Here is a 22,169-nt window from a genome sequence, read left to right on the forward strand (position 1 = left end):
CGTTCAGCTGGCTTAGGTAGGGGATACGTTTATGCGGGGGGAGACTTCTATCCGGATGGGAGCCGATTTGTCGATTGTAACGGGCGGGCCGTCTATTTCATTACTTTTACGAAGGGTGAAAGTTCGAGTGGCTGTTATGTTCACGTCATCGGCGAGGGTGGACTCACCTCTAACCGCATATTTCAGGCGCCATTGGGTGGTTATTATGACCTCGGTCTCGTTTTTTAAAGGGTTGTAGTCGATGATGTACTGCCTGTCGCCAACGCCGCTGCTAAAGCCGGGCTTCACGCGTGGAGGCTGCAATTCAAACCACACAGGAGCGGAAGAGCCTTGATGAGCAACCTCTGAAATGGCCGCTCGCATGTCAGGATCGGGCACGATGTGCTCAAATTTATCGATCCCGTCCCTTATAAGACCCTCACGAATCGGCTCTTCTAAGTTATTGGGGATAGTCATTCCTGCTATCTGCCGAGATATGTCGATTTCAACGTTCTCCAGGCCAGGGCGCCTTATTGTGTAAGGGTCTCGGTTGATGTCTTTGATAAATTGTTCGGAGTAATTGCTGGTACCGAACGGGGATGAGGAGGCTCTTTCCGATGCGGATACCGTGAAATCCCCGCTGTCGGCTGTCCAAGAAAAGACAGGGCGATTCTTTAAAACACCGTTCTCCTCCTCGACGCTGATGCCATATTTATAGTTCGCTTGCTCTTCAACGTTGAAATACTTGTCGAATATGTCAGCGCCTTTCATTTTGGTACCGTCTAACTCAATAAAATTATCCGATACCTGTGCAGGGGTTTTTATATCGTTACTGAGTGTCGGGGACTCAGTTCGCGGCCACGGCCACTGCCACCTCACCCCGCCATCGCCCGGGGCACGGGCCCACTCTCCATCACGCCCGGGTGTGATGATCATCAGTCCCGCGCCGTTATCAGGGTTGATGACTCTGGCAAACACATCGCCGGTGCGGTAACGCCCCGATATCTCAAATACCTTGCTCGCCCCCGTCTCATCGGTAAGGCGCACGAATTGGCGCAGTGCTCCCTGGCTGTCGGATATTCGGTAGACACCCAGCGCGTCGCGGGGCGCATCCTTTATCAACTGTTCACCCTCGGGGACAGCATAGGGCGCCATCGGCAGTAGGGGGCGGGATTTTGGCGCCGCAGCCCCCGCGTCGTTGACCACCTGAGTACCGCTGGATGGCCCGGGTTTTGGTTCTTCAATTTCGGTGACTTGTGGTTGAACAAGCGGGTTTCTCACCGGCAGTTCTTTCTTCGGCGGCAGTGCAAAAGGATCTTCAGGGACGGTACTCGCCCCGATGGAAAATAATGTGTTCAGCACACCGTCGAGTGCTCGGGAGGCCCCGTTGTCGCGTTCCGCCTCGGTGTCTCCGGACGCGGATTGTTCGAACCCCAACCCCAATTCTGTCAACCCGGCAATTACTGCGGCGCCGGTGACCGGTGCCGCGATGGGGGCGAGCTTGGCCAGTAACCCCGCGGCCACGGTAATATCATTGAGCCAGGTGTCCCGCGTCACTTCGCTGTTGGATTTGACGACAACGTCGGTATCACTCGTCATGCGCTGTTTGGCAGCGGTTGCCAGGGTGGAAAACACGTCCCCCTCGATCTTTGACTGACTGCTTTTATTCAGCGGTGTTTTCAGAGCGCCGGCGGCCATTTTCTTGAAGAGGGCGTCCAGGCCATCTTGCGTGTCGCCAATACCTGTAAAGCTCCCGCCCGGTACGAACCCGCTTGCCAGTTGTATGAGAACGCCAGGCTTACGGTTCTGACGATCAGCCAGCGAAAAGTGCGCGAGCAGCGACTGGCTTTTTTTCGGGTCCTTGGTCTGGTCAATCACCCATTGATTGAGCTTGTCCAAGGAGTCGAAGCGCAGAAATGCCGGTTTGGCTCCAGGTAGGTAAAGCACTTGCCGGCCAGCGTCGTCGTTGCTGAATCGAAGAATGTCGCTGGATATAAAGCCGTGGATATCAAGGGCATGGACTTGGGGGGTGCTGTTTACTGGCGCTTTAGCCTGCAGCTGTTCAAGGCTCAGGGGGGTGTTTTCGTCGAGTGGAATATTGTTCGCCGCTGCCATTACCAGGCTGTAGTCGCCACGGGTGAACTGATGTTCGGGGGCTTGTAACGCTCGCTCAGCAGGTGACCCGGCTTCGGCGTTCTTCAGTTGTTCCCGGGCCTGGGAAACGAACTCGCCCTTGATTACCGTCTGGTAGTCATCGGTATGCGCGCTCCAGAACGCGTCGAATTTCTGGGTCATCTGGGCCTGAAAGTCGGTTTTCCAGCTTTCGTGCATCACTTGGGACGGCTTGAGGTCGATTTGATTGTGTTTTCCGTAGCCGCCGTTTTCGCTTTGCCCGGCAGGCTGGGTATACAAACCCGCGTCGAGGTCAAGGTTGCCAGGCACCCAGTCGTGCTCGGAGAAGTTTTTCAGCAGGGCGTCGGGCAAGCGCAGCGAAGACCAGGGCTCCTGGAATGTGTGTTCCCAGCCGGTCGCCGTGTCCGCGCTTTCGCCGCCTTTGAAGCGATTCAAGTAGACGGTGTCGGAGTCGATAGGTTTGCCCGTGAGTTTGAGCAGCAGGTCATCCGCCCACTTCTTGGCTTCTGCCCGCGTATTGGGCAGATTGTTGGCCACGTCAACCGCCAGGCGCTTGTAAGCCAAGGCCTGTGGTGCGGTGCTGTAGTACCTGGCGGCGTTGTGTTGTTGCACTAGCAGCGCCTGTGCCGAGCGGCTGCTGGCAGGGCGCAGGCGGTCATCGGCGGGGATAGGGTCGAAGGTGTCTTTATGTTCCAGGTGCCTGATTTGCGCACGGGCCTGTGTCAGTGTTTGCGGCAGGGTAACGCCTTCAAAGTTGGCCACCACTTTTGCGCTGACCTGTATGGAGTCCTCGCGCAGCCTCACACGCAAATCACCGTTATTGCCAGGGGCGATAACTTTTGCGGCATCCAGCAATGGCCCTGAAATTTGCCCCCAGCCTGATGTATCCGACAGTTGAAAGGTTTTGGTTTTGCCCTCGACCTCGGCCGACAAGGTACCGGTAGAGGGGTTGATTGAAAGCAGGGTGTCCGCAGCGAAGTGTTGTGCGCGCAGCCAGCTCTGGACAACGGAGTTTTCCAAAAGCCTGCGATACAGCCCAAGCCATTGACCCAGGGTACTTTGGGGCGGGACGGTTATAAGCCCGGCATTGCCGTGTAACACCTTGCGCTGTGCGGCCTCGAGGTAGGCCTTGAGCAGTGCTGTTTCGTCGGGTTGGACGGGATTGGCTGTTGGCGGGACTGCGGGTGGCGTCTGCGTTTGAGTGCTCGGCGTCGGATAGGCGATTCCCGATGGCAGTGATGCAGAGGGTATTGGGTTGATTGATAGGGACATGAATTCGGCTCTCATCGTGTGAATAAATGCCAGCACAGCCCTCCCTGGTAGCTATGGCAGTAATGAGTCGTGAAAGCCGGGCACTTGATTCCTGCGAGATATGCTGCTGGATATGACGTGGCGCCAACGCAAAAAAAAGGCGCACGCCCCGTGGGGCTGCGCCTCTGTCCTGTCTAAAAAAGTTACTGTAAAACTTCGATCACGCCGTCGGCACTCATAGTGACCTGGCTGGTGCCGGCTTCCACTTCAGGCGTCGGCGCTGAATCGGCCATGGCGGCCTTCATCATCATGCCGCCATTGCGGGCGTAGGGCATCGGGTAGCCATTGGTGTTGAAGTTCAGGTTGACGATCTTGTAGCCCTTGCCGCCGAGTGCATCGGTAGCCAGTTGCGCGCGCGCCTTGAACGCCGCCACCGCGTCTTTGAGCAGCGCATCTTCGCTGGCCTTGCGGGTGGCGTCGGCGATGGCGAAGTCCATGCTGTCCATTTTCAAGGTGTTCAACAACTCGCCGGTGAGTTTGGACAGCGCCGGGAAGTCCGCGCTTTCCAGGCGCAACTCGGCGCGTTCGCGCCAGCCGGTGATCTTCTGGTTCTTGCTGTCGTAGATCGGGTAGCTGTTGCGGCTGCCCTGGCGCAAGGTCACGCCTTTGACTTCGCGCGCCTGGCCCAGGGCCTGGTTCAGGGTGGTGGTGATTTCGGCGGCGAGCTTGGCCGGGTCGGCGTTTTGCGATTCGGTGTAAAGGGTGACGATCATCTTGTCGCGGGCCACTTCCTGGCTGGCTTCGGCGCGCAGGGAGATCTGGTTGTAATGCAATGCATCGGCGGCCATGGCCGGCAGGCTGGCCAGGGCGCTGGCGCTGAGGGTAATGATGGCTGCACTGCGAATGAAACGAGACATGGAAGCTCCTTGAGATAGTCGTGCTCGGTAAGACTGTAGACGTTGGCACTGGGTTCTTCGGGTTTACACATTACCTACAAGTGATGCGGGCGCCGACGAACGGTCATTTGCCCGGCCTGCGTCAAAGAGCCACACACGCCGTGCCAGTAGGTCTGCTTCGTTTATACTCGTGCCGATCCGCCTGCAGCGCTCACCGGGAGAGCTCATGCTCGCCGCCGTAAAACTGACTTCCGCCACTCGCCAGAACCTTTGGCGCCTGACGTTCATTCGCACCCTGGTATTGGCCGCACAGGCCGGTTCCGTCGGGCTTGCCTATTGGTTCGACCTGCTGCCGCTGCCCTGGCTGCAACTGGCCGTGACCCTGGGTTTTTCCACCGTATTGTGTGTGTTCACCGCCATACGATTACGTACCACCTGGCCTGTGACCGAGCTGGAGTACGCCCTGCAACTGGCCTGTGACCTGTTTATCCACAGCGTGTTGCTGTACTTCTCCGGCGGTTCCACCAACCCCTTTGTCTCCTACTACCTGGTGCCTTTGACCATCGCCGCCGTGACCCTGCCGTGGCGCTATTCGGTGGTGCTGTCGGGCATCGCGCTGACGCTGTACACCTTGCTGTTGGCGCAGTTCTACCCCTTGCAGACATTCCCCATCGCCCGGGAAAACCTGCAGATCTACGGGATGTGGTTGAGCTTCGCCCTGTCGGCGGCAGTCATTACCTTCTTCGCCGCACGCATGGCCGAAGAACTGCGCCGCCAGGAAGAACTGCGCGCCATTCGCCGGGAAGAGGGCCTGCGTGACCAGCAGTTGCTGGCCGTTGCCACCCAGGCTGCCGGCGCCGCCCATGAGTTGGGCACGCCGCTGGCGACCATGAGCGTGCTGCTCAAGGAAATGACCCAGGACCATCACGACCCGGCCCTGCAGGACGATTTGAGCGTACTGCAGGAGCAGGTCAAACAGTGCAAGCTGACGCTCCAGCAACTGGTGCGCGCCGCCGAAGCCAATCGCCGTCTGGCGGTAGAAATGCAAGACGTCACCCAGTGGCTCGATGAGGCGCTCAACCGCTGGCACCTGATGCGTCCCGAAGCCAGTTACCGTTTCAACCTGCTGGGCCAAGGCAGCGTCCCGCGCATGGCGCCACCGCCGGACCTGACCCAGGCGCTGCTCAACTTGCTGAATAATGCCGCCGACGCCTGCCCTGAAGGCCTCGGTGTGCAGTTGGACTGGGACGCCGAAAACGTCACCATCAGCATTCGTGACCATGGCGCGGGCGTGCCGTTGGCCATTGCCGAGCAGATCGGCAAACCCTTCTTTACCACCAAGGGCAAAGGCTTCGGCCTGGGCCTGTTTTTGAGCAAGGCCAGCGTGACCCGCGCGGGCGGCTCAGTGAAGCTCTATAGTCATGAGGAAGGTGGCACGCTCACCGAGCTGCGCCTGCCCCGTGTCGCACGAGGAGATATCGATGAGTGACGAGATCCAAGTCGAAGGCGAAGAACTGCCGCACCTGTTGCTGGTAGATGACGACGCGACCTTTACCCGCGTGATGGCACGCGCCATGAGCCGGCGCGGTTTTCGCGTCAGCACCGCAGGCTCTGCCGAAGAGGGCCTGACCATCGCCCAGGCCGACCTGCCGGACTACGCTGCCCTGGACCTGAAAATGGACGGCGACTCGGGCCTGGTGCTGCTGCCCAAGCTGCTGGAACTCGACCCGGAAATGCGCGTGGTGATCCTCACCGGTTACTCCAGCATCGCCACCGCCGTCGAGGCGATCAAACGCGGCGCCTGCAATTACCTGTGCAAGCCGGCGGATGCCGACGACGTGCTGGCCGCCTTGCTGTCCGAGCATGCCGACCTCGACACCCTGGTGCCGGAAAACCCGATGTCGGTTGACCGCCTGCAGTGGGAGCACATCCAGCGTGTGTTGACCGAACACGAAGGCAATATCTCCGCCACCGCCCGCGCCCTGGGCATGCACCGCCGCACGCTGCAACGCAAGCTGCAGAAGCGCCCGGTGCGACGCTGAACGGCGACTGAACAACCCGCTTCAGGCTGCACGGACGCACGAACCGATCACCTATGATCGGTTCAAACGCCTGTCACTTTTTTCCTACCGAGCCTGAACGATGAATCAGAACGCTGAATACCGCGCGGTCAACGATGCGGTGCGTGGGCAATTCTTCCGCCGAACCTGGGCCATGATCACACCCTATTGGCGCAGCGAAGAGAAGGGCAGGGCCTGGCTGTTGCTGGCCGCAGTGATTGGCCTGTCGCTGTTCAGCGTGGCGATCTCCGTGTGGATCAACCACTGGTACAAGGACTTCTACAACGCCCTGGAGAAGAAGGACACCGCGGCCTTCTGGCAACTGATCGGCTATTTCGGCGGGATCGCGGCGGTGGCGATACTCGGTGCGGTGTACCGCCTGTACCTGACCCAGATGCTGACGATCCGCTGGCGCGCCTGGCTCACCGAAAAACACTTCAGCCGTTGGCTCGCCCACAAGAATTACTACCAGCTGGAGCAGGGCGGCTACACCGACAACCCGGACCAGCGGATTTCCGAAGACCTCAACAACTTCACCTCTGGCACCTTGAGCCTGGGCCTGGGGTTGCTGCGCAACGTGGTCAGCCTGGTGTCATTCTCGATCATCCTGTGGGGTGTCTCGGGCAGCATCGAAGTGTTCGGCATCACCATCCCCGGCTACATGTTCTGGTGTGCGTTGCTGTACGCCGCCGTGGGCAGTTGGCTGACGCACCTGATCGGCCGGCGCTTGATCGGCCTGAGCAACCAACAACAACGCTTTGAGGCGGACCTGCGTTTTTCCATGGTGCGGGTGCGTGAGAATGCCGAAAGTATCGCCCTGTACAACGGCGAACCGAATGAAAGGCAACGCCTGAGTTCGCGCTTCGGCAAGGTCTGGCAGAACTTCTGGGACATCATGAAAGTGTCCAAGCGCCTGACCTTTTTCACCGCCGGCTACAGCCAGATCGCGATCATCTTCCCGTTTATCGTCGCCGCGCCGCGCTACTTCACCGGCAAGATCGAGCTGGGCGAGCTGATGCAAATCAACTCGGCGTTCGGCAACGTACAAGAGAACTTCAGCTGGTTTATCAACGCCTATTCGGAGCTGGCGACCTGGCGCGCCACCAGCGACCGTCTGCTGAGTTTCCAGCAAGCCATGAGCGACAACGAGCAACGCACGCCGGCGATCGACGTGCGCCCTGAAGGCGAGCGCCTGGTGATCAAAGACCTGGGCATGGACCTGGCCGACGGCCGCCATTTGCTCACCGACGCCGACATGACCGTGGAGCCTGGCCAGCGCGTCATGCTCAGCGGGCGTTCCGGCAGTGGCAAGAGCACCTTGCTGCGGGCGATGGGGCATCTGTGGCCGGCCGGGCATGGCAGCATTCGGCTGCCGGCGACGCGCTACCTGTTCCTGCCGCAAAAGCCTTACTTGCCGATTGGTACGCTCAAGGCCGTGTTGAGTTATCCACAGGACGACAGCGTCTATGCACCAGAACGTTATGCACAGGTGCTGGAAACCTGTCGCCTGCCCCATCTGGTCAATCGCCTGGATGAAGCCAACCACTGGCAACGCATGCTCTCGCCCGGCGAACAACAACGCCTGGCCTTTGCCCGTGCGTTGTTGTTTGCACCGCAATGGCTGTACATGGATGAGGCAACCTCGGCGATGGATGAAGAAGACGAGGCAACCCTCTACCAGGCGTTGATCGATGAGTTGCCGGGGTTGAGCATCGTCAGCGTCGGCCACCGCAGCAGCCTCAAGCGTTTCCATGGTCGGCATGTGCGCATTGACGGTGGTCGGTTGCAGGAACAGCCGGTGTCTTAAGGCTCAAACGCGGTCAAAAATGTGGGAGCGGGCTTGCTCGCGAATGCGGTGTATCAATCAAAACGTCAGTGACTGACACTGCGCATTCGCGAGCAAGCCCGCTCCCACATTGGATCTGCGTTGGCATGGAAATGAGACAAAAAAGCCCGGCTGATCATCGATCAGCCGGGCTTTTTTATTGCTCGAAGATGACTTACTTCTTCAAGCCGTAATGCTCATCCAACATGCCTGGAGCGTTCGGCGTTTTTGGCGCGTAGTCCCGTGGTGGCTCCTGGTTTTCCCGTGGCGGGGTCAGGCGTTCCCGTGGGGTTTGCGGTGCATCGGAATGCAGCGCGGCCAGCAGGCGCTGGCGGGTGATGTCGTCGAGGGCCAGGCGGTTAGCGCCATCGGCGAGGTGATCCTGTACTTCCTGGTAGCTCTGGGTGAGCTTCTTGACCAGGGTCGCGGTGCTGTTGAAGTGGGTAACAACCTCGTTCTGATAACTGTCAAAACGTTCCTGAATGTCATCCAGCTGACGCTGCGTGCGGTTAGGCGCGGCATTCGGCAGCAGGCGGGCAACCAGGAAACCAATGGCGACACCGGCAACCAGGGCAAGAGTCGGCAACAACCAAACTAAGAGCGAGTGTTCCACGAGTCCTTCCTCTATAAACGGCTTTGCTTTACGTTAACGGCTCAAACCTGCGCTGTATACCGCGATTAAGCTCGCAATGATGCCATGCACAGACTTTTAGCTAGACGAGTCGACCCCTTGAGAGGTCACGGAGTTCATCCTTGCTCATGCGTGAAACCCCCGTTTTGATCGATGGCCCGGTGGGCCAATTGGAAGCCTTGTACCTGGATCACCCCGAACCACGTGGCCTGGCGCTGGTTTGCCACCCTAACCCGGTGCAGGGTGGGACCATGCTCAATAAAGTCGTATCGACCTTGCAACGCACCGCCCGCGACGCGGGTTTGATTACTTTGCGTTTCAATTACCGGGGCGTCGGTGCCAGTGCCGGTACTCACGATATGGCCAGCGGTGAAGTTGACGATGCTGAAGCGGCCGCCACCTGGTTGCGGGAAAAGCACCCGGACCTGCCGATCACCTTGCTGGGTTTTTCCTTCGGCGGTTACGTGGCTGCCAGCCTCGGCGGGCGTCTGGAAGCCAAGGGCGAGAAGCTCGCACACCTGTTCATGGTGGCTGCGGCGGTGATGCGCCTGGGCGAGTCGGACGTGTTGCCCCAAGGCTGCCCGTTGACCCTGATCCAGCCGGAAACCGATGAAGTTGTGGACCCGCAACTCGTCTACGCCTGGTCCGCCGCCCTGAAACGCCCCCATGAGCTGCTGAAAGTGGCAGAATGCGGACACTTTTTTCATGGCAAGCTGACCGATCTCAAGGATCTGGTGCTGCCACGTCTTTCGAATTGATGACAAGCGATCACCCATGACGACCCGTACCCGTATCCTCACCGGCATCACCACCACCGGCACGCCGCACCTGGGCAACTACGCCGGTGCGATTCGCCCGGCGATCCTCGCCAGCGAAGACGCGAATGCCGACTCCTTCTACTTCCTGGCCGACTACCACGCCCTGATCAAATGCGATGACCCGCAGCGCATCCAGCGCTCGCGCATGGAAATCGCCGCGACCTGGCTGGCCGGTGGCCTGGATGTGAACCGGGTAACGTTCTACCGCCAGTCGGACATCCCGGAAATTCCGGAGCTGACCTGGCTGCTCACCTGTGTTGCCGCCAAGGGCCTGCTCAACCGCGCCCATGCCTACAAGGCCTCGGTGGACAAGAACGTCGAAAACGGTGAAGACCCGGATGCGGGGATCAGCATGGGCCTTTACAGCTACCCGGTGCTGATGGCGGCGGACATCCTGATGTTCAACGCGCACAAGGTGCCGGTGGGCCGCGACCAGATCCAGCACGTGGAAATGGCCCGCGACATCGGCCAGCGCTTCAACCACCTGTTCGGCAACGGTAAAGAATTCTTCACCATGCCCGAAGCGCTGATCGAAGAAAGCGTCGCCACCTTGCCGGGCCTGGATGGCCGCAAGATGTCCAAGAGCTACGACAACACCATCCCGTTGTTCACCAGCGCCAAGGACATGAAGGACGCGATCTCGCGGATCGTCACCGACTCCCGCGCCCCAGGCGAAGCCAAGGACCCGGACAATTCGCACCTGTTCACCCTGTACCAGGCGTTCGCGACCAAGGCCCAGGAAGCCGAATTCCGTGGCCAGTTGTTAGAAGGCCTGGGCTGGGGCGAGGCGAAGAACCGTCTGTTCCAACTGCTCGACGGCCAGCTCGGCGAAGCGCGCGAGCGTTACCACCAACTGATGTCGCGCCCATCGGACATGGAAGACCTGCTGCAGGTCGGCGCCAAGAAGGCCCGCGCTGTGGCGGCACCGTTCCTGGCCGAGCTGCGTGAAGCGGTGGGCCTGCGTTCGTTCGTCAACCAGGCGGCGGCGCCAGTCGCTACCAAGAAGAAAGCGGCAAAGGCTGCGCGGTTTGTGAGCTTCCGTGAAGCTGACGGCAGCTTCCGCTTCCGCCTGCTGGCCGCTGATGGCGAGCAACTGCTGCTGTCGCGCAACTTTGCCGATGGCAAAGCGGCCGGCGCGGTGACCAAGCAACTGCAAAGTGGTGATGCGCTGGACGTACGCGCCGAGGCTTTGAGCTTCAGCGTATGGCTGGATGGCGCCGCAGTCGCTGACAGCGCCGAGTACGCCGACCAAGCTTCGCGTGACGCGGCCATCGAAGCCTTGCGCGCTGCGTTAGCCCCAATCGAGGATTAACCCGACCAAGGGTTGATTGCCATTATCCGGGGCCGTCGTTACAGTGTCGGCCCGTTTTTGTTGCCTTGCTAACGAAATTATGACGCCCCTAGAACGATATCAAGCTGATCTGAAACGCCCCGAGTTCTTCCACGACGCGGCTCAGGAAAATGCCGTGCGTCATTTGCAGCGCCTGTACGAGGACCTCGTGGCCGCGTCGCAAAGCAAGCCAGGGATGTTCAGCAAGCTGTTTGGCAAAAAAGACCACACGCCGGTCAAGGGCCTGTATTTCTGGGGCGGCGTGGGCCGGGGCAAGACTTACCTGGTAGACACCTTCTTTGAAGCGCTGCCGTTCAAGGAAAAGGTACGTACGCACTTCCACCGCTTCATGAAGCGCGTGCACGAAGAGATGAAGACCCTGCCGGGCGAGAAAAACCCGCTGACCATCATTGCCAAGCGTTTCTCCCAAGAAGCCCGGGTGATCTGCTTCGATGAATTCTTCGTCTCCGACATTACCGACGCCATGATCCTTGGCACGCTGATGGAAGAACTGTTCAAAAACGGTGTGACCCTGGTGGCCACGTCGAACATCGTGCCCGATGGCCTGTACAAGGATGGCCTGCAACGTGCGCGCTTCCTGCCGGCCATCGCGCTGATCAAGCAGAACACCGATATCGTCAACGTCGACAGCGGCGTCGACTACCGCCTGCGTCACCTGGAGCAAGCCGAGCTGTTCCACTTCCCGCTCAACGAAGCCGCACACGAAAGCCTGAAGAAAAGCTTCCGTGCGCTGACACCGGAATGCACCCAGGCGGTGGAAAACGACAAGCTGATGATCGAGAACCGCGAGATCATCGCGCTGCGCACCTGCGATGACGTGGCCTGGTTCGATTTCCGCCAACTGTGCGATGGGCCGCGTAGCCAGAACGACTACATCGAGCTGGGCAAGATTTTCCACGCCGTGATCTTGAGTGGTGTGGAGCAGATGGGCGTGACCACCGACGATATCGCGCGACGGTTTATCAACATGGTCGATGAGTTCTACGACCGTAACGTCAAGCTGATCATTTCGGCGGAAGTCGAACTCAAGGACCTCTATACCGGCGGCCGCTTGAACTTCGAATTCCAGCGCACCCTGAGCCGCCTGCTGGAAATGCAGTCCCACGAGTTCCTGTCGCGCGGGCACAAGCCTTAAGCACGCTATAAGTCAAATGTGGGAGCGGGCTTGCTCGCGAATGAGATCTGTCAGTTGATGAATAAGTCGACTGACAGTCCGCATTCGCGAGCAAGCCCGCTCCCACATTTTTTACCGCGTTCAGCCTGGGTCAGGCGGCTTGCTGGAATTGCTGCCGATACTGGTTGGGCGACAACTCCGTGTGCTGCCTGAACAACCGCGCAAAGAAACTCGCATCGTCGTAACCCACCTCATAACTGATGGTCTTGATGCTCTTGCGGCTGCCCGAGAGCAGGCCCTTGGCGGTCTCGATGCGCAGGCGTTGCAGGTAATGCAGCGGCTTGTCACCGGTGGCGGTCTGGAAGCGGCGCATGAAGTTGCGGATGCTCATGCCGTGTTCCCGGGCGACGTCTTCAAAGCGGAACTTGTCGGCAAAGTGCTCTTCAAGCCAATGCTGGATCTGCAGGATGATCACATCCTGATGCAGCTTCTGCCCGCCAAACCCGATCCGCCCCGGTGAATAGTTGCGCTGCACCTCATAGAGAATGTCGCGGGCCACCGCCTGGGCGATGTTGGCGCCGCAGAAGCGTTCGATCAGGTAGATATAAAGGTCGCAGGCCGAGGTGGTGCCGCCGGCGCAATACAGGTTGTCGGCGTCTGTGAGGTGCTTGTCCTGATTGAGCTGCACCTTGGGGAAGCGCTCGCTGAAGGCATTGAAGAAGCGCCAGTAGGTGGTCGCCTCCTTGCCATCGAGCAGCCCGGCTTCGGCCAGCCAGAACACCCCGGTGGCCTCGCCGCACAGCACAGCCCCGCGGGCGTGTTGTTCGCGCAGCCACGGCAGCACCTGGGGGTAGCGGGTGCACAACACATCGAAGTCGTCCCAGAAGGCCGGCAGCACGATGATGTCGGCGTCTTCGAGACCGCCGTCCACCGGCATGATCACATCGCTGAAGCTGCGCACGGACTGGCCGTCGGGGCTGACCAGGCGCGTTTCGAACCCTGGGGTCAGGCCCAGGCCTTGCTGTTTGCCATGGCGCAGGCTGGCGAGATGGAAGAAATCCTTGGCTTGCATGAGGGTGGAAGCGAATACCCGATCAATGGCCAAAATGCTGACGCGCCGCAACGGCGTGGAGATTTGGTTAGACATAATTTCATTTATTCTTATAGGGGAAAGTGGTCACCAGACGGCTGGATCGTCTTATTTTTTGTCGCATGTGTCCAGTGTCCCGTGACGCCTTCGGGGCATAGGCTCTGTGGACTCGTCCTTGTCCGACAATCCACACAGGTGACCCATGATCCCCAGAACCTTGTTCAGCTCGGAGCACGAACTCTTCCGTGAGAGCGTGCGCACCTTCCTCGAAAAGCACGCCGTGCCCTTCCATGGGCAATGGGAAAAGCAGGGCTATATCGACCGTAACCTGTGGAACCAGGCGGGGGAGGCGGGCATGTTGTGTTCCCACCTGCCAGAGGAATATGGCGGCCTGGGCGCGGATTTTCTCTACAGCGCGGTGGTGATCGAAGAGGTCAGCCGCCTGGGTTTGACCGGCATCGGCTTTTCCCTGCATTCGGATATCGTCGCGCCGTACATCCTGCATTACGGCAGTGAAGCGCTGAAGCACAAGTACCTGCCCAAATTGATCTCCGGGGAGATGGTCACGGCCATTGCCATGACCGAGCCGGGCGCTGGTTCCGACTTGCAAGGGGTCAAGACCACCGCGGTGCTGGACGGTGATGAGTACGTGATCAACGGCTCCAAGACCTTTATCACCAATGGCTACCTGGCCGATCTGGTGATCGTCGTTGCCAAGACCGACCCCAAGGCCGGCGCCAAGGGCACCAGCCTGTTCCTGGTGGAAGCCGACACGCCGGGCTTCGACAAGGGCAAGCGCCTGGAGAAAGTCGGCATGAAGGCCCAGGACACCTCGGAGCTATTCTTCCAGGACGTGCGCGTGCCCAAGGAAAACCTGCTGGGCCAGGCGGGCATGGGCTTTGCCTACCTGATGCAGGAACTTCCGCAAGAACGCCTGACCGTGGCGATTGGCGCACTGTCCTCAGCCGAAGCGGCGTTGCAATGGACCCTGGACTACACCCGCGAGCGCAAGGCGTTCGGCAAGGCGATTGCCGATTTCCAGAACACCCGCTTCAAGCTGGCGGAGATGGCTACCGAGATTCAGATCGGCCGTGTTTTTGTGGACAAGTGCATGGCTATGCACCTGGACGGCAAGCTGGACGTGCCTACCGCAGCGATGGCCAAGTACTGGGCCACAGACCTGCAATGCAAGGTGCTCGATGAGTGCGTGCAGTTGCATGGCGGTTACGGGTTCATGTGGGAATACCCGATTGCCCGGGCCTGGGCGGATGCGCGGGTGCAGCGCATTTATGCGGGGACCAATGAGATCATGAAGGAGATTATTGCGCGGGCGCTTTGATTGTTTGGTGCTCTTGATGGCCTCATCGCAGGCAAGCCACATTTGAACGTATTCACACATCAAAATGTGGGAGCTGGCTTGCCTGCGATAGCGGTCTAAGGATCAATCAAGGTGCTGGGTTTGGATGATCCTTCTGAATCGCCTCAATCCCTTCCAACACTTCTTTGGACAATTTCAGTTCGGCACTGGCAATATTGCTATCCAGCTGCTCCAGCGTCGTGGCCCCAATAATATTGCTGGTCACAAACGGCTGCTGTGTCACAAAGGCCAGCGCCATCTGCGCCGGGTCCAGGCCATGTTCCCGCGCAAGAGCCACATAGCGGCTGCACGCCGCTTCCGACTGCGGGTTGAAGTAACGGCTGAAGCGGCTGTACTCGGTCAGGCGCGCCTTGGCCGGGCGTGCGCCATTCTCGTACTTGCCACTGAGCATGCCGAACGCCAAAGGCGAATAGGCCAGCAAGCCGCATTGTTCACGAATGGCAACCTCCGCCAGGCCCACTTCAAAGCTGCGGTTGAGCAGGTTGTAGGGGTTCTGGATCGACACTGCACGCGGCCAGCCGCGGGCTTCGGCCAGGGCGAGGAACTTCATGGTGCCCCACGGCGTTTCGTTGGACAGGCCAATGTGGCGGATCTTGCCGGCCTTCACCTGTTCGTCCAGGGCTTCGAGCGTTTCCTCCAGTGGGGTGAGGTCGTCTTCGTCCTTGTGCTTGTAGCTCAACTGGCCGAAGAAGTTGGTGCTGCGCTCCGGCCAGTGCAGTTGGTAGAGGTCGATCCAGTCGGTCTGCAGGCGCTTGAGGCTGGCGTCGAGGGCTGCGCCAATGTGCTTGCGGTTGTGGCGCAGGTAGCCATCGCGGATATAGTCGATGGTGTTGCCGGGGCCGGCGATCTTGCTGGCAAGCACCCAGTCGGCGCGGTCGCCACGGCTTTTGAAGTAGTTGCCAATGTAGCGTTCGGTGGTGGCGTAGGTGTCGGCCTTGGGCGGTACCGGGTACATTTCTGCGGTGTCGAGGAAGTTGATCCCCGCGGCCTTGGCCCGTTCGATCTGCGCGAAGGCCTCTGCCTCGCTGTTCTGCTCGCCCCAGGTCATGGTGCCCAACGCGATCGCGCTGACATTCAGATCGGTGCGGCCCAGCTGTCGGTAATCCATCGGGTACTCCTTCGGGGGAAAACAATCATAAAAGCAGGTTGAATTTTTTTTCGCAATCTGCATAATTGCCCACCTCTTTCTGCAGTGGAAGTGATGCGCCGCCTGCCGAAGAATCTTGCCGTTGAACGGACGCGCCGACCCGAGCCCCCGATAGCGTCTGTATCCGGCTGCCTTTGACCTTGTCAAAGTACGCACTATTCAGTAAGATCCGCCGTCTAAATTTACAGGCGGCCCCTGAGGCTATTAAAGAATGACAACTTTTACTGCAAAACCGGAAACAGTTCAGCGCGACTGGTTTGTCGTCGACGCCGCTGGTCAGACCCTGGGTCGTCTGGCCACTGAAGTCGCCAGCCGTCTGCGTGGCAAGCACAAGCCTGAATACACCCCGCACGTTGATACCGGCGACTACATCGTCATCATCAACGCTGAGCAGGTTCGTGTAACCGGCAACAAAGCAAGCGACAAAATGTACTACCGTCACTCCGGTTTCCCAGGCGGTATCAAGTCTTCCAACTTCGAAGGCCTGATTGCCAAGAAGCCTGAAGCCCCGATCGAAATCGCGGTCAAAGGCATGCTGCCTAAGGGCCCACTGGGTCGCGATATGTTTCGCAAGCTGAAAGTCTATGCGGGCGCTGTACACCCTCATGCTGCTCAGCAGCCCCAAGAACTGAAGTTTTAACGGAATAGTTCATTATGTCGGCGACTCAAAATTACGGCACTGGCCGTCGCAAAACCGCAACCGCACGCGTTTTCCTGCGTCCGGGCACTGGTAACATCTCGATCAACAACCGCTCCCTGGACAACTTCTTCGGTCGCGAAACTGCCCGCATGGTAGTTCGTCAGCCGCTGGAATTGACCGAGACCGTTGAAAAGTTCGACATCTACGTCACCGTTATCGGTGGCGGTGTAAGTGGTCAAGCTGGCGCAATCCGCCACGGTATCACTCGCGCTCTGATGCAGTACGACGAAACCCTGCGTGGCGCTCTGCGCAAAGCTGGCTTCGTGACTCGCGATGCTCGTGAAGTTGAACGTAAGAAAGTCGGTCTGCGTAAAGCGCGTAAGCGTCCGCAGTACTCGAAGCGTTAATTCGCTTTACGTTCCACAAAAACGCCCAGCCTCCTCACGGAGCTGGGCGTTTTTTTATTGCCTGCGATTTATGCACATTTTTCGCCGTGACAACTTGCCACATCCGTAGACCCCCTATACTACAAGGCCTGGAGGCGGAGCTCCGGGCAATTCCCTTGTCATACGTGGGGCTTTTCATTACCATCCGTCAAAATTTTTATAAGTAAAGATTCAACACTTAGTAGACGCCTGATTTAACAGGCCAAAAAGCTGATGGGAGAGGACTGAATGAGCAATGACGGCGTGAATGCAGGCCGGCGTCGCTTCTTGGTAGCAGCCACATCCGTGGTGGGTGCTGCAGGAGCGGTGGGGGCTGCGGTCCCGTTCGTGGGGTCATGGTTTCCCAGTGCCAAGGCGAAAGCCGCAGGTGCACCGGTGAAGGTGAATGTCAGCAAGATCGAGCCAGGCCAGCAGATGATTGCTGAATGGCGCGGCCAGCCGGTTTTCATTGTTCGTCGTACCGAGGAAATCCTGGGGAATCTGAAGAAGATCGAAGGCCAGTTATCTGACCCGACATCCGAAAAGTCCGACCAGCCCGCCTACGCCAAGAACGAAGCGCGTTCGATCAAACCAGAGATTCTGCTGCTGGTTGGTCTGTGTACCCACCTGGGTTGCTCACCTACCTTCCGCCCGGAAGTGGCGCCTGTCGACTTGGGCAAAGACTGGGTCGGTGGTTATTTCTGCCCGTGCCACGGTTCCCACTATGACCTCGCTGGCCGCGTTTACAAATCCCAGCCCGCGCCCCTGAACCTGCCGGTTCCTCCTCACAATTACGAATCTGACGACATCATTGTCATTGGCCTCGACAAGGAGAACGCGTGATGAGCAAGTTCATGGATTGGGTGGATGCGCGCTTCCCCGCCACTAAAATGTGGGAAGACCATCTCAGCAAATATTACGCGCCGAAAAACTTCAACTTCTTCTACTTCTTCGGCTCCCTGGCCCTGTTGGTGCTGGTCAACCAGATCGTCACTGGCGTGTGGTTGACGATGAGCTACACGCCGTCGGCGGAAGAAGCGTTTGCTTCTGTCGAATACATCATGCGTGACGTCGAGTACGGCTCGATCCTGCGCCTGCTGCACTCCACCGGCGCGTCGGCGTTCTTTATCGTCGTCTACCTGCACATGTTCCGCGGCCTGCTCTACGGCTCGTACCAGAAGCCTCGTGAGCTGGTGTGGGTCTTCGGCATGTTGATCTATCTGGCGCTGATGGCCGAAGCGTTCATGGGCTACCTGCTGCCTTGGGGCCAGATGTCGTACTGGGGGGCCCAGGTGATCATCTCGCTGTTCGGCGCAATCCCGGTGATCGGCAACGACCTGACCCAGTGGATTCGTGGTGACTACCTGATCTCCGGCATCACCCTGAACCGCTTCTTCGCCTTGCACGTGGTGGCCTTGCCGATCGTGATTTTGGGCTTGGTAGTACTGCACATCCTGGCGCTGCACGAAGTGGGTTCCAACAACCCGGATGGTGTGGACATCAAGAAGCACAAGGACGAGAACGGCATCCCGCTGGATGGCATTCCGTTCCACCCGTACTACACCGTGAAAGACATTGTCGGCGTAGTGGTGTTCCTGTTTGTGTTCTGCTCGATCGTGTTCTTTTTCCCGGAGATGGGCGGTTATTTCCTGGAGAAGCCTAACTTCGAACAGGCCAACGCCTTCAAGACACCTGAGCACATTGCCCCGGTCTGGTACTTCACGCCGTTCTACGCGATCTTGCGCGCGATCCCCGACAAACTCATGGGCGTGATCGCCATGGGCGCGGCCATCGCGGTGCTGTTCGTGCTGCCTTGGCTCGACCGTAGCCCGGTCAAGTCGATGCGCTACAAAGGCTGGCTGAGCAAGATCTGGCTGTGGGTGTTCTGCATTTCGTTCGTGATCCTGGGTGTGTTGGGCGTATTGGCGCCTACCCCTGAGCGGACGTTGCTGTCGCAGGTCTGCACCTTCCTGTACTTCGCCTACTTTATTCTGATGCCGTTCTATACCCGGCTCGAGAAGACCAAACCGGTTCCGGAAAGGGTGACTGGCTGATGAAAAAATTACTCGTTGCATTCGTGCTTGCGGCGCTGCCGCTACTGTCCTTCGCTGCCGAGCATGGCGCGGAGTTGGAAAAAGTCGATATCGATGTGTCTGACAAAGCCGCCATGCAGGATGGGCTGCGTACATTCACCAACTACTGCATGGGGTGCCACAGCGCCAAGTTCCAACGGTATGAGCGCGTTGCCGATGACCTGGGCATTCCCCATGAAGTGATGCTCAGCCACGCGGTGTTCACGGGTGCCAAGATCGGCGACCACATGAACATCGGCATGCAGCCGGCCGACGCCAAGACCTGGTTCGGCGCCGCACCGCCCGACCTCACCCTGGTGGCCCGGGTACGCGGTACCGACTGGCTCTACGGTTACCTCAAGTCCTTCTACGAAGACCCTGCGCGCCCCTATGGCGTGAACAACAAAGTCTTCCCGAACGTCGGCATGCCGAACGTTCTGGTCGGCCTGCAGGGGCGCCAAGTGGTAGGATGCAAGCAGGTTCAGGTCGTTGAAAACGGCAAGAAGCAATATGATCCGTTGACCGGCACGCCGCTGACCCATGAAGCGTGCGATCAACTGACCATCGTGCCCAAGACCGGTACGCTGAACGAAGAGCAGTTCGACGAGAAGGTCAAGAACCTGGTGACCTTCCTGGCCTACTCGGCCAACCCGGTCAAACTGCAGCATCAGCGCATCGGTACCTACGTCTTGCTGTACCTGGCTTTCTTCTTCGTATTCGCTTATTTGCTCAAGCGTGAATACTGGAAGGATGTGCATTGATCCAACCGTAAGCAATTGCTGTTAATCTTGCGCGCCCAGCGGCATCTCTGAACACGTAGCGCCGGTTTGAACCGGTCGTTACAGGGATGCTTTCTGGGCGCGCTCGTTTTTGAGCTTTCGATAATTTCAACAAGCGAGGAGGACCGCCATGGGCGTGACCAACCGGTTGGCCTGTTACTCCGACCCCGCCGACCACTATTCCCACCGAGTACGCATCGTGCTCGCAGAGAAGGGTGTCAGCGCCGAGATCATCAGTGTGGAGGCGGGCCGTCAGCCGCCGAAGCTGATCGAAGTGAACCCTTACGGCAGCTTGCCCACCCTGGTCGATCGTGACCTGGCGTTGTGGGAGTCGACCGTGGTGATGGAATACCTGGATGAGCGTTACCCTCATCCGCCTTTGCTGCCGGTGTACCCGGTGGCGCGTGCCAACAGCCGCCTGCTGATCCATCGGATCCAGCGTGACTGGTGCGGGTTGGTGGATGTGATCCTGGATTCGCGTTCCAAAGAAGCCGCTCGTGTGCAGGCGCGCAAGGAATTGCGCGAGAGCCTGACCGGCGTTTCGCCGTTGTTCGCCGATAAACCTTTTTTCCTCAGTGAGGAACAAAGCTTGGTGGATTGCTGCCTATTACCCATACTCTGGCGCTTGCCGATTCTGGGCATTGAACTGCCACGGCCGGCCAAGCCGTTGCTTGATTACATGGAGCGCCAGTTTGCGCGTGAGGCTTTCCAGGCGAGTCTGTCTGGCGCCGAACGCGATATGCGCTAAGGCTTAAGGAGCCGTTGATGAACTCCAGTCGACCTTACCTGGTCCGCGCGCTCTATGAGTGGATTGTGGACAACGATTGCACCCCGCACATGCTGGTCAATTCCGAATTTCCTGCGGTTCAGGTACCCCAGGGTTTTGCCAGTGACGGGCAAATTGTGCTGAACGTATCGCCCAGTGCCGTGCGCCACCTGCACATGGACAACGAAGCGGTGAGCTTCGAAGGGCGTTTCGGCGGTGTGCCCCATACGCTGTTCGTGCCCATCGGTGCCATCCTCGGGATCTACGCTCGGGAAAATGGCCAGGGCATGGTGTTCGATCTGGAGTCGCCTTTAGAGGATGACGAAACGATCGAAGGCGAAGACGGTGATGATGTACCGCCACCGGATGCCGAGCCGCCGCGCCCTAGCGGTCGGCCAAGCTTGAAAGTGGTGAAGTAGGCGGATTTCGCTTACAGACCCATCTGAAAAATGCCTCGACAGCTGTCGGGGCATTTTTTTTGCGTGAAGGATATGGATGAAAGTCGCGCCAGAACGGTGATCGTACAACCACCATGGGCTATGATGCGGTCTTTAGTTCGTCGAGAAAGATGGTTCATCATGGAAAACGCCAGCGCCGCCCCACGTCTTCCCCGCAAGCGCCGCAGCCTTGCCCAGGAATTGGTCACGGTGTTGTCCGAGCAGATCCGCGATGGCCAGCTCAAACGCGGCGACAAGTTGCCCACCGAGTCGGCGATCATGGACGCCCATGGCGTCAGCCGTACGGTGGTGCGCGAAGCCATCTCGCGGTTGCAGGCGGCAGGGCAGGTCGAGACTCGCCACGGTATCGGCACCTTCGTGCTGGACACGCCAAGCCCCAGCGGTTTCCGCATAGACCCGGCCACCGTGGTGACCTTGCGTGATGTGCTGGCGATTCTGGAGTTGCGTATCAGCCTGGAAGTGGAGTCCGCGGGCCTTGCGGCCTTGCGTCGCAGCGATGAGCAGTTGGCGGCCATGCGTGCGGCCCTCGATGCCTTGAATGAAAGTGCGGCCCACGCTGGCGATGCGGTGGCGTCGGATTTTGCCTTTCATCTGGAAATTGCACTGTCTACCGGTAACCGCTACTTCACCGACATCATGACCCACCTGGGCACCAGCATCATTCCGCGTACCCGCCTGAATTCGGCGCGTCTGGCCCATGATGATCAACAGCACTACATGAGCCGCTTGAGCCGCGAACACGAAGAAATCTATGAGGCGATTGCCCGCCAGGATTCGGATGCGGCACGTGCGGCCATGCGCCTGCATTTGACCAACAGCCGTGAGCGGCTGCGTCATGCCCATGAAGAGGCAGAGGCGCAGCGGGGCTGAGGTTTGCCCATGTGGGGGCTGGCCTCTAGCTGACACCCTGCGATCCAACTGTGGGAGCGGGCTTGCTCGCGAAGGCGGCCTGACAGCCTACCGGGATGTTGGATCAGATCGAGTACATATCCGTTATTTAGGTAACGGCCATTTAGGGTTCCGCCCTGACGGCGGGTCACTTTGGAAAAGCCCCAAAGTAACCAAAGGGCTCTTGCCCCACCACTCGGCACCTCGCTTGGGCTCGGTGTGCCCGTAATCCGCCAGTGATTTGGGGGGCCGCCGCCACGCGCCATCCATGGCGCGGGGCGGCTAAACCGGCATCCCTGCCGGTTTACCCCCCAAATCCCTGTCGAATTCCGGCCAGCGTGGTTTGACGGGGCGCCTGAGATCAAAAGCAGATCAAGATCAAGAGCGGCTCGCTTCGCATCGTGGAGTGTGTGGCCGGGCGCGGTCAGCTGTGGGAGCAGGCAAGCCAGCTCCCACAGTTGATCTCCA

Annotated in this window: 20 protein-coding genes; 15 read left to right on the forward strand and 5 right to left on the reverse strand. The window is 59.1% G+C overall.

The features are described 5' to 3' along the window. Nucleotides 1–12 precede the first annotated feature (12 nt). Nucleotides 13–3,420: a DUF6543 domain-containing protein gene (locus N2A98_RS04400; RefSeq protein ID WP_275623074.1), complete on the reverse strand. Its 3,408-nt coding sequence runs from the start codon at nucleotides 3,418–3,420 to the stop codon at nucleotides 13–15. Nucleotides 3,421–3,566: 146 nt separating this feature from the next. After that, nucleotides 3,567–4,280, reverse strand: a complete 714-nt coding sequence (locus tag N2A98_RS04405) for an SIMPL domain-containing protein (protein ID WP_032893587.1) — start codon at nucleotides 4,278–4,280, stop codon at nucleotides 3,567–3,569. Nucleotides 4,281–4,485: 205 nt separating this feature from the next. Between N2A98_RS04405 and N2A98_RS04410 the strand changes: the two genes are divergently transcribed. The 3 genes from N2A98_RS04410 to N2A98_RS04420 all read left to right on the forward strand — a co-directional run bounded on the left by N2A98_RS04410 (nucleotide 4,486) and on the right by N2A98_RS04420 (nucleotide 8,126). After that, the gene (locus N2A98_RS04410) at nucleotides 4,486–5,748 is read left to right on the forward strand and encodes an ATP-binding protein (protein WP_003188495.1); all 1,263 of its coding nucleotides are present in this window, start codon (nucleotides 4,486–4,488) and stop codon (nucleotides 5,746–5,748) included. Next, nucleotides 5,741–6,301 carry a response regulator transcription factor gene (locus tag N2A98_RS04415; protein WP_003171731.1) on the forward strand — a complete coding sequence of 187 codons (561 nt, stop codon included), beginning with the start codon at nucleotides 5,741–5,743 and terminating at the stop codon, nucleotides 6,299–6,301. Before N2A98_RS04410 ends, N2A98_RS04415 begins: the two co-directional genes overlap by 8 nt. A 100-nt stretch (nucleotides 6,302–6,401) precedes the next feature. Then, nucleotides 6,402–8,126 (forward strand): ABC transporter ATP-binding protein/permease, encoded by a 1,725-nt coding sequence (locus N2A98_RS04420; protein WP_275623075.1) that lies wholly within the window; start codon nucleotides 6,402–6,404, stop codon nucleotides 8,124–8,126. Between the two features lie 193 nt (nucleotides 8,127–8,319). On the opposite strand, the gene N2A98_RS04425 is transcribed toward N2A98_RS04420, so the two are convergent. Further along, the gene (locus tag N2A98_RS04425) at nucleotides 8,320–8,757 is read right to left on the reverse strand and encodes a DUF1043 family protein (protein WP_003171734.1); all 438 of its coding nucleotides are present in this window, start codon (nucleotides 8,755–8,757) and stop codon (nucleotides 8,320–8,322) included. Between the two features lie 146 nt (nucleotides 8,758–8,903). On the opposite strand from N2A98_RS04425, the gene N2A98_RS04430 reads away from it, so the two are divergent. From N2A98_RS04430 to zapE, 3 genes are all read left to right on the forward strand, one after another. Continuing rightward, a complete protein-coding gene (locus N2A98_RS04430) occupies nucleotides 8,904–9,533 on the forward strand; it encodes an alpha/beta fold hydrolase (RefSeq protein WP_003188497.1) in 630 nt (209 codons plus the stop codon). A 16-nt stretch (nucleotides 9,534–9,549) separates the two neighbouring features. After that, nucleotides 9,550–10,905 (forward strand): tryptophan--tRNA ligase, encoded by a 1,356-nt coding sequence (locus N2A98_RS04435; RefSeq protein WP_032893583.1) that lies wholly within the window; start codon nucleotides 9,550–9,552, stop codon nucleotides 10,903–10,905. Nucleotides 10,906–10,984: 79 nt separating this feature from the next. Next, nucleotides 10,985–12,079 carry a cell division protein ZapE gene (gene zapE, locus N2A98_RS04440; protein WP_032893582.1) on the forward strand — a complete coding sequence of 365 codons (1,095 nt, stop codon included), beginning with the start codon at nucleotides 10,985–10,987 and terminating at the stop codon, nucleotides 12,077–12,079. Between the two features lie 130 nt (nucleotides 12,080–12,209). On the opposite strand, the gene N2A98_RS04445 is transcribed toward zapE, so the two are convergent. Then, on the reverse strand, nucleotides 12,210–13,130 hold the full coding sequence (locus tag N2A98_RS04445; protein WP_169855855.1) for a GlxA family transcriptional regulator: 921 nt from the start codon (nucleotides 13,128–13,130) through the stop codon (nucleotides 12,210–12,212). Between the two features lie 220 nt (nucleotides 13,131–13,350). Between N2A98_RS04445 and N2A98_RS04450 the strand changes: the two genes are divergently transcribed. After that, nucleotides 13,351–14,487, forward strand: a complete 1,137-nt coding sequence (locus tag N2A98_RS04450) for an acyl-CoA dehydrogenase family protein (protein ID WP_044271583.1) — start codon at nucleotides 13,351–13,353, stop codon at nucleotides 14,485–14,487. A gap of 106 nt (nucleotides 14,488–14,593) precedes the next feature. On the opposite strand, the gene N2A98_RS04455 is transcribed toward N2A98_RS04450, so the two are convergent. Next, entirely contained in the window at nucleotides 14,594–15,634 is a 1,041-nt protein-coding gene (locus N2A98_RS04455) for an NADP(H)-dependent aldo-keto reductase (protein ID WP_275623076.1), read from the reverse strand. A gap of 250 nt (nucleotides 15,635–15,884) precedes the next feature. On the opposite strand from N2A98_RS04455, the gene rplM reads away from it, so the two are divergent. From rplM to N2A98_RS04495, 8 genes are all read left to right on the forward strand, one after another. After that, nucleotides 15,885–16,313: a 50S ribosomal protein L13 gene (gene rplM / locus N2A98_RS04460; RefSeq protein ID WP_003188508.1), complete on the forward strand. Its 429-nt coding sequence runs from the start codon at nucleotides 15,885–15,887 to the stop codon at nucleotides 16,311–16,313. Between the two features lie 14 nt (nucleotides 16,314–16,327). After that, nucleotides 16,328–16,720, forward strand: a complete 393-nt coding sequence (rpsI, locus tag N2A98_RS04465; RefSeq protein WP_002555064.1) for a 30S ribosomal protein S9 — start codon at nucleotides 16,328–16,330, stop codon at nucleotides 16,718–16,720. A 267-nt stretch (nucleotides 16,721–16,987) separates the two neighbouring features. Beyond that, nucleotides 16,988–17,581 carry a ubiquinol-cytochrome c reductase iron-sulfur subunit gene (petA, locus tag N2A98_RS04470; RefSeq protein WP_003188524.1) on the forward strand — a complete coding sequence of 198 codons (594 nt, stop codon included), beginning with the start codon at nucleotides 16,988–16,990 and terminating at the stop codon, nucleotides 17,579–17,581. Further along, entirely contained in the window at nucleotides 17,581–18,792 is a 1,212-nt protein-coding gene (locus N2A98_RS04475) for a cytochrome bc complex cytochrome b subunit (protein WP_003188526.1), read from the forward strand. The genes petA and N2A98_RS04475 overlap by 1 nt, the downstream gene beginning before the upstream one ends. After that, complete coding sequence (locus N2A98_RS04480) at nucleotides 18,792–19,571, forward strand: cytochrome c1 (protein WP_044271591.1); 780 nt, start codon at nucleotides 18,792–18,794, stop codon at nucleotides 19,569–19,571. The genes N2A98_RS04475 and N2A98_RS04480 overlap by 1 nt, the downstream gene beginning before the upstream one ends. A 148-nt stretch (nucleotides 19,572–19,719) precedes the next feature. Then, entirely contained in the window at nucleotides 19,720–20,337 is a 618-nt protein-coding gene (locus N2A98_RS04485; RefSeq protein ID WP_003188529.1) for a glutathione S-transferase N-terminal domain-containing protein, read from the forward strand. A 17-nt stretch (nucleotides 20,338–20,354) separates the two neighbouring features. Next, nucleotides 20,355–20,774: a ClpXP protease specificity-enhancing factor gene (locus tag N2A98_RS04490; RefSeq protein WP_003188531.1), complete on the forward strand. Its 420-nt coding sequence runs from the start codon at nucleotides 20,355–20,357 to the stop codon at nucleotides 20,772–20,774. A 159-nt stretch (nucleotides 20,775–20,933) separates the two neighbouring features. Continuing rightward, the gene (locus tag N2A98_RS04495; RefSeq protein ID WP_003188534.1) at nucleotides 20,934–21,683 is read left to right on the forward strand and encodes a FadR/GntR family transcriptional regulator; all 750 of its coding nucleotides are present in this window, start codon (nucleotides 20,934–20,936) and stop codon (nucleotides 21,681–21,683) included. The last annotated feature ends 486 nt before the right edge of the window (nucleotides 21,684–22,169 follow it).

The sequence above is a fragment of the Pseudomonas sp. FJ2-5-13 genome (genome assembly GCF_029201605.1).
GTDB classification, from domain to species: Bacteria; Pseudomonadota; Gammaproteobacteria; order Pseudomonadales; family Pseudomonadaceae; genus Aquipseudomonas; species Aquipseudomonas lactis.

What these genes read in the sequence shown, in the direction of transcription:
- N2A98_RS04405 (WP_032893587.1), bottom strand. Translation starts at nt 4,280, where the DNA reads ATGTCTCGTTTCATTCGCAGTGCAGCCATCATTACCCTCAGCGCCAGC.
- N2A98_RS04410 (WP_003188495.1), top strand. Translation starts at nt 4,486, where the DNA reads ATGCTCGCCGCCGTAAAACTGACTTCCGCCACTCGCCAGAACCTTTGG.
- N2A98_RS04415 (WP_003171731.1), top strand. Translation starts at nt 5,741, where the DNA reads ATGAGTGACGAGATCCAAGTCGAAGGCGAAGAACTGCCGCACCTGTTG.
- N2A98_RS04420 (WP_275623075.1), top strand. Translation starts at nt 6,402, where the DNA reads ATGAATCAGAACGCTGAATACCGCGCGGTCAACGATGCGGTGCGTGGG.
- N2A98_RS04430 (WP_003188497.1), top strand. Translation starts at nt 8,904, where the DNA reads ATGCGTGAAACCCCCGTTTTGATCGATGGCCCGGTGGGCCAATTGGAA.
- N2A98_RS04435 (WP_032893583.1), top strand. Translation starts at nt 9,550, where the DNA reads ATGACGACCCGTACCCGTATCCTCACCGGCATCACCACCACCGGCACG.
- zapE (WP_032893582.1), top strand. Translation starts at nt 10,985, where the DNA reads ATGACGCCCCTAGAACGATATCAAGCTGATCTGAAACGCCCCGAGTTC.
- N2A98_RS04445 (WP_169855855.1), bottom strand. Translation starts at nt 13,130, where the DNA reads ATGCAAGCCAAGGATTTCTTCCATCTCGCCAGCCTGCGCCATGGCAAA.
- N2A98_RS04450 (WP_044271583.1), top strand. Translation starts at nt 13,351, where the DNA reads ATGATCCCCAGAACCTTGTTCAGCTCGGAGCACGAACTCTTCCGTGAG.
- N2A98_RS04455 (WP_275623076.1), bottom strand. Translation starts at nt 15,634, where the DNA reads ATGGATTACCGACAGCTGGGCCGCACCGATCTGAATGTCAGCGCGATC.
- rplM (WP_003188508.1), top strand. Translation starts at nt 15,885, where the DNA reads ATGACAACTTTTACTGCAAAACCGGAAACAGTTCAGCGCGACTGGTTT.
- rpsI (WP_002555064.1), top strand. Translation starts at nt 16,328, where the DNA reads ATGTCGGCGACTCAAAATTACGGCACTGGCCGTCGCAAAACCGCAACC.
- petA (WP_003188524.1), top strand. Translation starts at nt 16,988, where the DNA reads ATGAGCAATGACGGCGTGAATGCAGGCCGGCGTCGCTTCTTGGTAGCA.
- N2A98_RS04475 (WP_003188526.1), top strand. Translation starts at nt 17,581, where the DNA reads ATGAGCAAGTTCATGGATTGGGTGGATGCGCGCTTCCCCGCCACTAAA.
- N2A98_RS04480 (WP_044271591.1), top strand. Translation starts at nt 18,792, where the DNA reads ATGAAAAAATTACTCGTTGCATTCGTGCTTGCGGCGCTGCCGCTACTG.
- N2A98_RS04485 (WP_003188529.1), top strand. Translation starts at nt 19,720, where the DNA reads ATGGGCGTGACCAACCGGTTGGCCTGTTACTCCGACCCCGCCGACCAC.
- N2A98_RS04490 (WP_003188531.1), top strand. Translation starts at nt 20,355, where the DNA reads ATGAACTCCAGTCGACCTTACCTGGTCCGCGCGCTCTATGAGTGGATT.
- N2A98_RS04495 (WP_003188534.1), top strand. Translation starts at nt 20,934, where the DNA reads ATGGAAAACGCCAGCGCCGCCCCACGTCTTCCCCGCAAGCGCCGCAGC.